The organism is Candidatus Kinetoplastibacterium sorsogonicusi, from assembly GCF_003072465.1.
Taxonomy (GTDB): Bacteria; Pseudomonadota; Gammaproteobacteria; order Burkholderiales; family Burkholderiaceae_B; genus Kinetoplastidibacterium; species Kinetoplastidibacterium kentomonadis.
Map to the genome: position 1 here is coordinate 489,618 of NZ_CP025628.1, position 15,185 is coordinate 504,802.

General features: G+C 23.6%; 11 protein-coding genes. 1 reads left to right on the top strand and 10 read right to left on the bottom strand.

What is annotated here, in order from left to right:
* Positions 1-10 precede the first annotated feature (10 nt).
* Positions 11-3,460 carry a transcription-repair coupling factor gene (mfd, locus tag CKSOR_RS02345; protein ID WP_108673988.1) on the top strand — a complete coding sequence of 1,150 codons (3,450 nt, stop codon included), beginning with the start codon at positions 11-13 and terminating at the stop codon, positions 3,458-3,460.
* A 6-nt stretch (positions 3,461-3,466) separates the two neighbouring features.
* On the opposite strand, the gene CKSOR_RS02350 is transcribed toward mfd, so the two are convergent.
* Genes CKSOR_RS02350 through nuoE form a run of 10 tightly spaced genes read right to left on the bottom strand, consistent with a single transcriptional unit; the run spans position 3,467 to position 15,170 of the window.
* Complete coding sequence (locus CKSOR_RS02350) at positions 3,467-4,912, bottom strand: NADH-quinone oxidoreductase subunit N (RefSeq protein ID WP_108673989.1); 1,446 nt, start codon at positions 4,910-4,912, stop codon at positions 3,467-3,469.
* 33 nt (positions 4,913-4,945) lie between these two features.
* Positions 4,946-6,415 (bottom strand): complex I subunit 4 family protein, encoded by a 1,470-nt coding sequence (locus CKSOR_RS02355; RefSeq protein WP_108673990.1) that lies wholly within the window; start codon positions 6,413-6,415, stop codon positions 4,946-4,948.
* Positions 6,416-6,420: 5 nt separating this feature from the next.
* The gene (nuoL, locus tag CKSOR_RS02360; protein WP_108674224.1) at positions 6,421-8,382 is read right to left on the bottom strand and encodes an NADH-quinone oxidoreductase subunit L; all 1,962 of its coding nucleotides are present in this window, start codon (positions 8,380-8,382) and stop codon (positions 6,421-6,423) included.
* Between the two features lie 22 nt (positions 8,383-8,404).
* Positions 8,405-8,707: an NADH-quinone oxidoreductase subunit NuoK gene (nuoK, locus tag CKSOR_RS02365; RefSeq protein WP_108673991.1), complete on the bottom strand. Its 303-nt coding sequence runs from the start codon at positions 8,705-8,707 to the stop codon at positions 8,405-8,407.
* 15 nt (positions 8,708-8,722) lie between these two features.
* A complete protein-coding gene (locus tag CKSOR_RS02370) occupies positions 8,723-9,337 on the bottom strand; it encodes an NADH-quinone oxidoreductase subunit J family protein (RefSeq protein ID WP_108673992.1) in 615 nt (204 codons plus the stop codon).
* Between the two features lie 18 nt (positions 9,338-9,355).
* Complete coding sequence (gene nuoI / locus CKSOR_RS02375; RefSeq protein WP_108673993.1) at positions 9,356-9,859, bottom strand: NADH-quinone oxidoreductase subunit NuoI; 504 nt, start codon at positions 9,857-9,859, stop codon at positions 9,356-9,358.
* Positions 9,860-9,868: 9 nt separating this feature from the next.
* Positions 9,869-10,951: an NADH-quinone oxidoreductase subunit NuoH gene (nuoH, locus tag CKSOR_RS02380; RefSeq protein WP_108674225.1), complete on the bottom strand. Its 1,083-nt coding sequence runs from the start codon at positions 10,949-10,951 to the stop codon at positions 9,869-9,871.
* Positions 10,951-13,290, bottom strand: coding sequence for an NADH-quinone oxidoreductase subunit NuoG (nuoG, locus tag CKSOR_RS02385; protein WP_108673994.1), 2,340 nt, complete (start codon positions 13,288-13,290; stop codon positions 10,951-10,953). The genes nuoH and nuoG overlap by 1 nt, the downstream gene beginning before the upstream one ends.
* A gap of 24 nt (positions 13,291-13,314) precedes the next feature.
* Complete coding sequence (nuoF, locus tag CKSOR_RS02390; RefSeq protein WP_108673995.1) at positions 13,315-14,670, bottom strand: NADH-quinone oxidoreductase subunit NuoF; 1,356 nt, start codon at positions 14,668-14,670, stop codon at positions 13,315-13,317.
* Between the two features lie 11 nt (positions 14,671-14,681).
* Entirely contained in the window at positions 14,682-15,170 is a 489-nt protein-coding gene (gene nuoE / locus CKSOR_RS02395) for an NADH-quinone oxidoreductase subunit NuoE (protein WP_108673996.1), read from the bottom strand.
* Positions 15,171-15,185 lie beyond the last annotated feature (15 nt).

Genomic DNA, 15,185 nt, shown 5'->3' on the forward strand with positions numbered 1-15,185 from the left:
GATCATTAATATGCAAGATAAAATTGTTAGCAATATTATTTTAAATTTAAAAAAACATAAACATTTTTCATATTCTAAACCATCTTTATCAGGAGATTCATGGTTAATATCACAAATTGCATCTATATATAATAAAAAAATACCAATTGTAATATTTACAAGTAATCAATTAGAAACTATACGTTTAATGGACGAAATTAAGCTATTTTTTATTGATGCAAATATAAAATATTTAGATAATTGGGAAACTTTACCTTATGAAGCATTTTCTCCTAGCAAAAATATAGTATCAAATCGTTTAAAAACTTTGTATTCATTAATGAATAATGAAACTGATATATTAATATTATCAATTTCTACAGCTATGCATAGATTATGTCCTCCTGAATTTTTAGCTAAATATACTTTTTATTTTAAAATTGGCAATAAATTGAATATTGAATTATTAAAAAATCAGTTAATTATAGCAAATTATATACATACTAAAAAAGTTATAGAACAAGGAGAATTTTGTATTAGAGGAAATATTGTAGATATATTTCCTATGGGATCAATATATCCATATCGAATAGATCTATTTGATAATATTATAGAAACTATTTATACATTTGATATAGAAACACAGAGAAGTATAAAAAAAATAGAAAAAATAAATATTTTACCTGGACATGAATTTCCTTTAGATAATAATTCTAAAAATTATTTTAGAACTAAGCTAAGAGAAGAATTTTCTTGGAATCCATCCAAAACAATTCCATATACATCAATTAGTGATAATAATAATTTTCCTGGAATAGAATATTATTTAACACTTTTTTTTGAAAATACTTCAACAATATTTGACTATATTAATAAAAATTCATTATGTATTGTTAATGATGATATTAAACATAAAATTATTCAATTTCTTGATAATGTCAATTCAAGATATGAATTTTTAAAAAATAATATTGAACTGCCAGCACTAAAACCAAGTAAAGTTTTTTTACAAACACAAGAATTTATAGATATATTATATAGTTTTAAACTATTAATTTTTGAAAATATTAATAATGAAAATATTAAAAATTTATTAGATAAATACAAATTTTCAAAAGATATTAAAGATATTGATATTATTAAAAAAATTGATGAAATAACTAAAGAGGGTAAAAAAATTATATTTTCTTTTTCTTCTGAAAGAAAATATGAAATTTATTTAAAAATATTAAATGATTACAATATTGATTATGAAGAAGTTGATTCTATCAAAAAAGCATTAAATTCTAAAAAATATGTAATTTTATCTAAGTTAAATATTTATAATAGTTTTTATTTAAAACATTTAAATATTATATTCGTTAGTGAATATGAAATATTTAACAAATTTCATAAAAAAAATATACATAATAATAAAGATACTAAAAAAATAAATTACAGTAATATATATAAAGATATTTCAGAAATTCAAATTGGTCATCCAATAGTACATATAGATTATGGTGTAGGACTTTATAATGGTATGGTTCATGTAAGTATAGATAATCAAGAAACTGAGTTTCTTAAAATAGAATATGCAAATAAAAATAATTTATATGTGCCTATTCAAAATTTGAATAAAATATCTAGATACCAAGGATTAAATGAGGATTCTTTAATAATTAATAATTTAGGTACTGATAGATGGAAAAAGTCTAAATTAAAAGCTGAAAAACAAATTAAAGATATAGCTGCTGAATTATTAAGTATATATTCAGAAAGATCTATAAAAAAAGGATTTCAATTTAAAATTCCAGATCAAGATTATAAAATTTTTTGTGATTCTTTTGGTTTTGAAGAAACTCCTGATCAATTATCAGCAATTGATTCGATATTGCAAGATATGCAATCTGAAAAACCTATGGATAGATTAATTTGTGGCGATGTAGGTTTTGGTAAAACAGAAATAGCATTAAGAGCTGCATTTGTTGCAGTAGCTAATAATAAACAAGTAGCTATTTTATGTCCTACAACATTATTAGCTGAACAACATATGGAAACTTTTACTGAAAGATTTGCTAATTGGCCTGTAAATATTATAGAACTATCTAGATTTAAAACTTTAAAAGAAAATCAAGAAACCATATCTAAAATTAATAAAGGGCAAGTAGATATAATTATTGGTACTCATAAACTTTTATCAAAGAAAATAAAATTTCAAAATTTAGGTTTATTAATTATAGATGAAGAACATAGATTTGGTGTAGCTCAAAAAGAAACTTTAAAAGAATTAAAAAAAGATATAGATATAATAACATTAACAGCTACTCCTATACCAAGAACTTTAAGTATGACATTAGAAGGAATAAAAGATTTTTCTATTATTTCTACTCCACCAAAAAAAAGATTATCTATAAAAACTTTTATTAGAAAAAATTATAAAGATAATATTAAAGAGGCATTAACAAGAGAATTAAATAGAGGAGGTCAAATTTATTTCGTACATAATGATATAGATACAATATATGCACAACAATCTATTTTAAAATCTATTATGCCAGAAATAAAAATTGGTATTGTACATGGAAAATTACCAGAAAAAGAATTAGAATATACCATGCAAGGATTTTATAGACAAAAATATGATGTTCTGCTATGTACTACAATAATAGAAAATGGTATAGACATTCCAAATGCTAATACAATTATTATAAATAGAGCAGATAAATTAGGATTAGCTCAATTGCATCAATTAAGAGGTAGAGTAGGTAGATCACATCATCAAGCATATGCATATTTAATTGTACCTGATGATGATCAAATCAATAAAAAAGCACAACAACGTTTAGATGTTATTAAAAATATGGAAAATTTGGGTTCAGGATTTTATTTAGCTATACATGATTTAGAAATTCGTGGTTCTGGTCAAATTTTAGGAGACTCGCAATCTGGTAATATTCAAGAAATAGGTTTATACCTATATAATGAAATGCTTGATCAATCAATTAAAGATTTACAAAATACAAAATCAATTAGCAGCGAAAATATATTACTTACATCAAATTGTGAAGTAAATCTAAATGTACCGACATTAATTAGTGAAAATTACTGTAATGATGTTTCTTCAAGATTATCTATTTACAAAAGATTATCTGATACAAATAATTTAGATGGTATATTAGAAATTAAATATGAATTAATAGATAGATTTGGTAAAATTCCAGAATATACAAATAATTTATTATTTGCACATCAAATTAGAATTTTGGGAGATAAATTAGGTATATTAAAAATTAATTTAAATAAAAATAAAGCTATAATACAAATATCTGAGTCAAATATAGATTCATTATCAACTAAAATTATTAAGCTTATATCTTTTAATAAAGAATATAACCTAAATTTTAAGAAAGATAATAAAATAGAAATATTATTAAATAATGAAAATTTAAAGTTACAAGTAAATTATATTTGTAACTTTTTAGAAAAATTATATATATAAAATATATTACAAATATAATTTATTTATAGTAACAAGTAATAAATTAGGTAATATACTTATTATTAATAATAAAACAAAATTCAATAATAAAATTATTTTAGATAAATGAAAATTATTTTTATCTTTAATATTCAAAATACCATCATAGTTACTTTGAATATTATCAAAATACATTATTTTAATAATATTCAGGTAATAATAAGCACCTATTACAGAAGAGATTGCAATAATCAATGTTATATATGTGTAACCAAAATCAATTAAATTTTTAAAAATTATTAATTTTGCATAAAATCCTATCATAGGAGGAATTCCAGCCATTGATAACATTATCATTAAAATATAAAATGATAGAAATGGTTTATATTTATATAATTTATTAAAATCTCGAATATTTTGGAATTCAAAATTTTTATATGATAAATACATAATTATTCCAAAACATGGTATAGATGTTAATAAATATGATATTAAATAAAATAAAGCAAATTCTATATTATTGTTAGCTAATGCTAATAAAACAAAACCCATATGGGATATAGCTGAATATGCTAATAATCTTTTAAAATTACTTTGCATAACAGCTAATATGTTACCTAAAATAATTGATGCAATAGACAAATATAATATTATTGTAGAAATATAATCTTTATCTACTTCTATAAATAAATTTAATAATCTAAAAAGTATAGTTATAATGGCTATTTTAGGACCAGAACTTATTATAGAAGTAATAATTGTAGGCGCACCTTGATATACATCAGGCATCCACATATGAAAAGGTACAATACCTAATTTAAAAATTAATCCTATAATAATAAAAGTAAATGAAAAATTGTATAATTTATTAAAATTAGATATATTTGTAAACATGGAATTGATATCTAAAGTTCCAGTTATTCCATATAATATAGAAAATCCATATAATAAAATACCGGATGATAACAAACTTAAAATAAAATATTTTACAGCTGCTTCTATAGCTAATTTATTATTTTTTTGAATTACAATTAATGGGTATAAAGATAGTGACATTAACTCTATACCTAGATATATAACTACCAAATTATTAGCTGATATTAATAACATTTGTCCAATTAAAGCAAACATTATTAATACATAAAATTCTCCTTTATTATTTTCAATATTATTTTTTATATAATCATATCCATAAATAATTGATAATAATGTTACTAATGTAGTTACACATTTCAAAAATAAAGTTAATTTATCAATAATTAGTAAATCATAAAAAGCAGTACCGAATAATTTATTTATATATTGATAGTAAAATATCATTAAAAGAATAATTAAAATAAAAATTATACTAAAAAATAAAATATTATTTTTTTTATTTTCATAAAATATATTAATAATTAATGTAAATGAAGCAAATAAAAATAATATAATTTCTGGAGATATGAGCAAAAAATCTAAATAGGATAGTATCATAGTGTTTATTTTAACAATAACATTAGTAAATTTTTATTTATCGATCAAATTATTTAATAAATTATGTACAGAATTATGAAAAATTTCGTTTATTGGTTTAGGATATATTCCTATATATATTACTAATATAGACAATACTACAAGAATGAAAAATTCAATTTTATCTAAATCTTGAAAATTGACAACATTATTGCAACCAAAAGCTATTCTTTTTAGCATCCAAAGAGAATATGAGGCACCTATTAATAAAGAAGTAGCTGCAATTATAGAAATAATAATATTATTTTTCATAGATCCTATAATTATCAAAAATTCTCCTACAAAACCACTTGTACCAGGTAATCCAGCACTAGCCATAGAAAACAAAACAAAAAATGTTACAAATTTTGGCATTGTATTAGTAATGCCACCATAATCTGAAATTTCTCTAGAATGATTTCTTGAATATAGTATACCTATACATAAAAACATAGCAGATGAAATTAGTCCATGTGAAATCATCTGAATCAAAGCTCCTTCTATTCCAAAATCATTGAACATAAAAATTCCTAGGGTTACAAAACCCATATGTGAAATAGAAGAATAAGCTACTAACTTTTTCATATCTTTTTGTACTATAGCTATTAAACCTACATATACTATAGAGATTAATGAAATTATAGTAATAATCCAAGATAAATTTAAACAAGCTTCTGTGACAATAGGTAATGAAAATCTTAATAATCCATATGCACCTAACTTCAACATAATAGAAGCTAATACAATAGATCCAGTAGTTGGTGCTTCTACATGTACATCTGGTAACCAAGTATGGAAGGGAAAAATAGGTATTTTTATTCCAAAAGCTATTAAAAAAGCTATAAATAACAAAATTTGTGAACTGTAATCTAAATTTAGATTATACCATTCAATTATACAAAAAGTACCAGATATTTTATATAAATATAATAATGAAATAAATAGTAATAATGATCCAAAAAAAGTATAAATAAAAAGTTTAAAAGCTGCATATATTCTATTTTTACCACCCCAAATACCAATAATAATATACATTGGTATTAATGTAGATTCAAAAAAGATATAAAATAATATAGCATCTAAAGAAACAAAAACACCTACCATAAGACCAGAAAGAAGCATAAATGAGGCTAAATATTGCGCAATATTATTAATACTGTCATCTTTTCTATATGCATACAAAATAACTAAAAAATTAATAAAAGCAGTTAAAAGAACAAAAAATATAGATATACCATCTATGCCAATATGATAATTAATATTGAGAGTATCAATCCACTTAGCTTTATATGTAAATTGCATATATGGATTGCTTATATCGAAATACAAATATAAGGGTAAAGTTATTATAAAACTAATTATAGATCCTATTAATGCTATATTTTTAGCAATATTTTCTTCTTTTTTGAAAAATATTATAAAAGCACTAAATAATATTGGTACAAATATAGAAGCTGTAAGCCATGGAAAATTAACTATTGACATAATTATTATTTAATAAGTAAAACAGATAAAATGATTGCAATGCCAGCTATCATAAAAAATGCATAATGATATATATATCCTGAATGTAGCTTGCTTAAAAACATATAAAAATATCTCACTAATACAATATTACCATTAACAAAAAAACCATCTATTATTTTTTGGTCAAATATTTTATAAAAAATATTACCTATTTTTATGAAAAAAGGAACTAAAATTTTTTCATTTAACCAATCAAAATAATATCCATTTTTTAAAATTTTATTTAAAATATGTAATTTTTTAATTGAAAATAAATTCATTGATTTATTTTTTATGTAATTGTATTTACATAATACTATTAATAACCCTAATATTATCAAATAAAATTGAATTTCATGTATAGCATGAATAGCAAATTTAACATTTCCTAACCATGTTGATTTTAATAAATTCATAGTTTGGTGTTTATAACTATTTATATTACTGTTTAATATAAAATCATCGACTAGAAAAAAACCTAAAAATATAGAAGGTATTGATAATAATACCAATGGTAATGTAATAGACCATTTTGATTCATGAGGAATGTTTGAGTTGATAGATCTAAAATTTTCTTTTCCATGAAATACTATAATATATAATCTTAATGAATATATAGAAGTAATTAAAATACCTAAATTAGTTGCATAATAAGCAAAATTAGCACCATATATCGAACTATATTTTATAGCTTCTATCAAAATTTCTTTAGAATAAAAACCAGAAAAAAATGGTATTCCTATTAAAGATAATGAACCAATTAAAAAAGTAATACAAGTAATAGGCATGTATTTATATAATCCACCCATATTTTTTATGTTTTGATCATGATGCATACCAATAATTACTGAACCTGCGCATAAAAATAATAAAGCCTTAAAAAATGCATGCGTTAATAAATGAAATATAGCAATTGGATAAGCAGAAATACCAATCGCTACCATCATATAACCTAATTGAGATAAAGTTGAATAGGCAATAATTTTTTTTATATCATTTTGTACAATTCCTAATATACCCATAAATAGAGCACTTAATGATCCTATTATAGTTATAAATGATAATAATTCATCTGAAAATTCAAATAAAATATATAATCTAACTACCAAAAAAATACCTGCTGTTACCATAGTTGCAGCATGTATTAGTGCAGAAATAGGAGTAGGACCTTCCATAGAATCTGGTAACCAAGAATGTAAAGGAATTTGTGCTGATTTTGCCATGGCTCCCATAAATAATAACCAACATGCTAATTTTATTACAGAAAATTCATAAGATAGAATAAAAATTTTATTGTTAGCTGCTATATAAGATGCATTATTTAATATGTCTTTATAATAAAATGAATCTGTATTAATAAAAATTAATATGATTCCTAATAATAAACCAAAATCACCTACACGATTTATTAAAAATGCTTTTAAGTTAGCATGTACAGCTGTAGGTTTATAATGCCAAAATCCAATTAATAAGTATGATACTAATCCAACTGCTTCCCATCCAAAAAAAAGTTGAACCATGTTATTTGACATCACTAACATTAACATTGAAAATGTAAATAAAGATATATAACAAAAAAATCTCTGATATCCATCATCTTTATACATATAACCAATTGTATAAATATGAACCATTAAAGAAATAAAAGTAATTATTATCATCATAATAGATGACAATATATCTATTAAGAACCCAATATTAAATGTAGTATTACTAATGATATTCCAATTATATAAATTTATATCTATATCACCATAATTTAATACATGATAAAAAATAATACAAGAAAACAAAAATGCTATTAATATTCCTGATATTGCAATTAAACTGGCATATTTTTTATTAATAAAATCATATACAAATCCTGTCCCAAATAAACCAAGAATAATTGAACTAACTAGAGGAGCTAAGACAACTATTAAATAATAATTTGATAAATTAATAATATCCATTATATGATGCTGCCTATTATCCTTTAAGATGATTTATTTGATTAAAATCAATATCATTATAATTTCTAAAAATTAGTATTAGCATAGCTAAGCCTATAGCCATTTCTGCTGCTGCAACTGTCAAAACAAAAAATACAAATACCTGTCCATCAATATCATTATGATAAGAAGAAAATGATATTAAATTTGTATTAATAGATAACAAAATTATTTCTATAGACATAAGAAGCACGATTAAATTTTTACGATTTAAAAGAACTCCTACTATCCCAATAACAAATAGTAAAAGGCTTACTACTAAATAATTGAATAACATCATATTTCTTTTACCTTATTAGTCAATTTTATTAAAATTTATATCTTTAACTATTGTTAATCTATCTTTAGCATTAGTATTTATTGCAACATCAATATCATTGTATTTTACATTACATTTTTTATTTTTTTGAATAGTTAAAGAAATTACAGCTATCATACCTACAAATAAAATAATAGCACCTAACTCTATAGCAAGTACATATTTGCTATACATTAACTTTCCTATTTCTAGCGTATTATTTACACTTTGTATTAAATATATGTCATTTTTTATAAAAATAAAGCTAGATAAAATTGTTATCATTTCAAGAAAAATAATAACAGCTAGGATTATAATATAAAATTTATAAGATTGAAAAAACAAAGTACTTTTATTACCACAATTTTTAACTTTATTATTAATTAACATAATAGCAAATAAAAAAAGCACTAAAACAGCACCAACATATACAACTATTAATAATAAAGATAAAAATTCAGCACCTAATGTCATCCACAATATTGATGTATTGATAAAAACTAATATTAAGAATAATAAAGATATAATCAGTTGTTTACTAGTAATTACTATACAACTAGAAAATAACAAAAAAAATGATACAATATAAAACAAAATATTATTAATATTCATAGTATTAAACTCTTTTATTTAGCGATATTTAGAATCTTCTAATTTTTTTTGATTAATATCATTTTCATAAAGATCTCCAATAGCTAATAATTTTTCTTTAGTTAAATATAAATCATCACGTTTATCTCCATGATATTCATATATATGTGTTTCTACAATAGAATCTACTGGACAACTTTCTTCACATAATCCACAAAAAATACATTTTGTTAAATCTATATCATAACGTTTAGTTCTTCTTGTTCCATCTTGACGTATTTCTGATTCAATGTTAATTGCCATAGCTGGACAAACTGATTCGCATAGTTTACACGCAATACATCTTTCCTCACCGTTAGGATATCTTCTTAAAGCATGTAAACCTCTAAAACGAGGAGAATATGGTGTTTTTTCTTGAGGGTATTTTAATGTAATTTTTCTTTTGAAAAAATATTTTCCAGTAATAATAAGACCCTTTATAAAATCTAATAAGATAAGATTTTTTAAAAAATTTTTTATAACAAAAATATATCTGTTGATCATGTAATACACTCATATCCAAATGTTAAAAGAAGATCTTATCCAAATTGCAACAATAACAAGCCATAAACCTGTTATTGGTATAAAAAATTTCCATCCTAAACGCATAATCTGATCATAACGATACCTAGGAAAAGTAGCTCTAACCCATATAAATATAGAAATAATAAAAAAAGTCTTAATTCCTAACCATAACCATGTAGGTATAAAATTAAATGGAAATATATTTAAAGGAGGTAACCATCCTCCTAAAAACATAATGGAAGCCATACATGATAACAAAATTATATTAGCATATTCGCTTAAAAAAAATAAAGCAAAACCTACACCAGAATATTCTACCATATGTCCAGCAACAATTTCAGATTCTCCTTCAACAACATCAAAAGGATGCCTATTTGTTTCTGCAATAGAAGAAATAATATAAATTATAAATAATGGAAATAATGGAAGCCAATTCCAAGACAGAAAGTTTAATCCTAAATTAGCAAAATATCCTTTAGATTGAGAAATAACTATTTCAGAAATATTTAAGCTTTTAGAAACTAATAAAATTACTATTAATATAAAACCTATAGCTAATTCATACGATATCATTTGAGCAGAAGCTCTTAATGATGCTAAAAATGCGTATTTAGAATTTGATGCCCAACCAGCTATTACTATTCCATATACTCCAAGAGAAGTAATTGCCATAAAATATAATAAACCAGCATTTATATTTGCTAAAACAATATCTGGTCCAAATGGTACGACTGCCCAAACTGCTAAAGCAGATACTAAAGTAATTACTGGAGCAAATATAAATAAAAATTTATTTGCAGCAGAAGGTAGTATAACTTCTTTACTTAAAAGTTTAAAAACATCAGCAAAAGGTTGCAACAAGCCTTTTATACCTGTTCTATTTGGACCAATCCTAACATGTAAAAATGCTAATAGCTTACGTTCCCAATATGTTAAATAAGCAACACATAAAATTATTATAATAGAAATAATAAATATATATTGTATTTTCGATATAAATAAATTTAAAGTTTGCTCATTAAAAATAAATTTTTCATATATTGTATTAAAAAAATTATTAATTGAAATCATCATATGCACTCCAACTTAATATCAGTAAAAGCGCTATTTATAAAAATTACATCTTCAAATCCAGCAGATATTTTTACACAATTATTTGCTATTTTATTATCTTCTTGAATATCTAGAATAACTGTTCCATATTTTGTATTAATTTTAACTTTACCAAAATTATTTATTTTTAATTTGGATAAAGTTAAATTATTAGCTATAAAACATGGTTTTTCTGATTGTTTTGTATTTTGTAATGATCTAGCTCTACGTACTATAGGATCTTTTTTATAAATAGGTATATCTGCAATTCTTTCAATAATATTTTCTTTTACATTAGATATACCTATAGAAGAAGTAACATTATTAGAAAGTTTTAAACTTAAATCAACATTTGATAATAATTCATCTTTAATATCTAAAGAACTAGTATATTCAAAACCATCTAAATCAAGAATATTAGCTAAAACTCTGAGAATTTTCCATCCAGGTCTAGTTTCTTTAAATGGAAGAATTACAGCTTTGAAACTTTGAATATATCCACAATTATTAATAAATGTACCAGAAGTTTCACTAAATGGAGCAATAGGTAAAATCATTTTAGCCCATTTTTTAGCTTCAGAAGCATATGGTGTCAAAGCTATAGAAAATTCAGATTGAGCTAAATTCATTAAAGTTTCTGCTGGATTATTAAAATCAAAAGATGGCTCTGCATGCAATATTATATAAGATTTTAGCTTTTTTTCTAAAATTTGATTTGTATTTTTGTTATTATTAATAGGATATGCATTGGCTAAATATCCACCAATTGTATTTGAACCAGATAATAAAAATCCAAATTTTGCATCAAGCAATTGTGAAATTTTATAAGAATTAGCTAATAATTTACCATTATCAGATAATTCAAGTATAGAATTATCAATAAAAATACCAATATTTTTTCCTTGAAAAAGATGCAATGCTATATTTTTTGCATTTGTGCTAACTTTTATATTAATAAAGCATTCAGGAATTTTAATATTATTTAACTCTAATAAAGCAATACATATTTCTGCTATAGAATTTACCATATTGAGAGGAGATACTGTAATTCTATCAGCTACTTGAATATTATGTTCGTATTCACAGCTATCTACTAAAAATAATTTAGCACCATTATTTACGGCTTTTCTAAATTTCAGAGCTAATAAAGGATGATCATTACGTAAATTTGAACCAATAATTAAAATTCTATCTAAATTTTCTATTTCAGATATAGGCATACCCAACCATGGTATACCTTCTATATTATTATTAGCATCTATATTTAAATTTTTTATCCTAAAATCTATATTATCAGAGCCAATAGATTTTGCAATTTTAGAAATTAATAATAATTCCTCTAATGTCGAATAATTAGAAGCTAAAAAACCTATATCATTACCACTATGATTTTTTAATATGTTAGAAAATTTATCTTTTATAATATCAAAAGCTTGATCCCATGAAATATCTTCCCATTTATTATGTACATTTTTAACTATAGGATTTGATAACCGGTCATTACAATTTAAACCTTCATAAGAAAATCGATCTCTATCACTAATCCAACATTCATTTATTTTTTCATTTTGATATGGTGTAACACGATAAATATGATTAGATTTAACATGCATCAATAAATTAGTACCTAAACTATCATGAGGGCTTATAGAAAATCTATGAGCTAATTCCCAACTACGTGCTGAAAATCTAAATGGTTTAGATGTTAAAGCACCAACAGGACAAATATCTATCATATTACCTGACAATTCAGATTCAATATTCCTACTAAGAAATGAACTAATTTCAGAATGCTCACCTCTATTAAGTATTCCTAATTCTTGTGTTCCAGCAATCTCTATACTAAAGCGAATACATCTACTGCAATGAATGCAACGACTCATTTCTTCTGCTGAAATTAATGGTCCTAAATTTTTATGTATAAATACTCTTTTAGTAGTAGTAGATGATAAACGAGACTTAGAAGAACCATACTCGAAAGATATATCTTGTAATGTACATTCCCCACCTTGATCACAAATTGGACAATCTAATGGATGATTTCTTAAAAGAAATTCTAAAACACCTTTTCTAGCAATTTTAACCTTTTCAGAACATGTTGTGATATTCATGCCATTAGATACAATAGTAGAACATGCAGGTAATAGTTTATTGAATTTTTCTACTTCTACTAAACACATTCTGCAATTTGCAGCTACTGATAATTTTTTATGATAACAAAAATGAGGTATATATTTACCAACTTTATTTGTAGCATTGATTATAGTAGTACCCTTAGGTACTTTGATTTTTTCTCCATCTACTATTATTTCAATCATTATGTTATCCATTTCACTATAACTCTATAAATATTGAGGGACTAAACATGATTTATGTTCAATATGGTAAACAAATTCATCCCAAAAATGTTGTAAAAAACTATTAATAGGCATAACAGCAGCATCACCAAGTGCACATATAGTGTTACCAATTATATTATTTGATACGGATTTTAAAAGATCCAAATCTTCTAAAGTGCCTTTACCTATTTCTATTTTATGTATTATATTATATAACCAATAAGTACCTTCTCTACAAGGAGTACATTGACCGCAACTTTCTTCAGCATAAAATAAAGATAATTGCATCAAAGATTTGACCATACATCTTGTATGATCTAATACAATCACGGCACCAGAACCTAACATAGAACCTGCTTTTGATATTGCATCATAATCCATAGAAATTTTATTTATTATATGACTAGGTAATACTGGAGAACTAGAACCACCAGGAATAACAGCTTTTAATGTATTACCTTGACGTACTCCGCCAGCTAATCCTAATAAATCAATAAATGAGGTTCCAAGTGGCACTTCATAATTACCTGGTAAATTTACATCTCCACTAATAGAAAAAATCTTTGTACCAGTACTATTATTTATACCTATTTTTGAATATGAATGTGCTCCATGTCTAATGATCCATGGTATAGCAGCAAAAGTTTCTGTATTATTTATGACTGTAGGTTTACCATATAAACCAAACTGTGCAGGAAATGGAGGTTTAAAGCGAGGTTGACCTTTATTACCTTCTAAAGATTCTAATAAAGCTGTCTCTTCTCCACATATATATGCACCATAACCATGTACTGCATATAAATCAAAATTAAATTTAGAACCTAAAATATTTTTGCCTAAAAATCCTAAATTTCTAGCTTCTTCAATTGCAAATTCAAATCTTTTATAAACTTCAAAAATTTCTCCATGTATATAATTATAACCAATATCAATACCCATAGCATAAGCAGCTATAATCATACCTTCTATTACTATATGTGGATTAAATCTTAATATATCTCTATCTTTAAAAGTACCTGGTTCACCTTCATCTGAATTACAAATAAGATACTTTTTAATATTTGTATCTTTTGTTATAAATCCCCATTTAATACCTGTAGGAAACCCAGCTCCTCCTCTTCCTCTAAGTCCAGAGTTAGTTATTTCTAATATAATTTCATTAGGAAGGATATTATTTTTGATGATATTTTTTAAAGCTATATAACCATCACGATTTATATAATCATTTATTTTCCAATTATATCCATCAAGATTAGCCATAATTTGAGGGCTGATATGTCTATTATGTAAACACATAGAATTTGTAACATCATCAGAAATATTAGGCAAAAGACTTGGAGGTAAATCGATTTTTTTCATATTTAATTCTCTTATGCTTCATCTTGATCTAATTTATTTAATAGTGAATCTATTTTTTCTTCAGTCATTTTTATATGCATATTTTGATTATTTATCAAAATAACTGGAGCATCCCCACAAGCACCCATACATTCTGTTTCAATAACACTAAATTTATTATCTTTAGTAATTTCTTTAAATTTTGTATTTAATCTTTTACATATATAATTAGCAACTTGTTTAGAACCACGTAAAGCACATGGTAAATTTGTACAAATTGAAATTTTGTATTTACCAACAGGTAAAGTATTAAACATATTATAAAATGTTGCTATTTCTTGAGCTTTAATTGCTGGAATATTAAGATAATTAGCAACTTCTTCTATAATCTCATTTGACAACCAATTTTTTTCTTTTTGTGCTATCGCAAGAGCAGCAATAATTGCTGATTGTTTTTTATCTATAGGAAACTTTGATATTTCTTTATCAATATCTTTATAAGCTTGTTCAGACAAAAGCATAATTTACATCCCAAT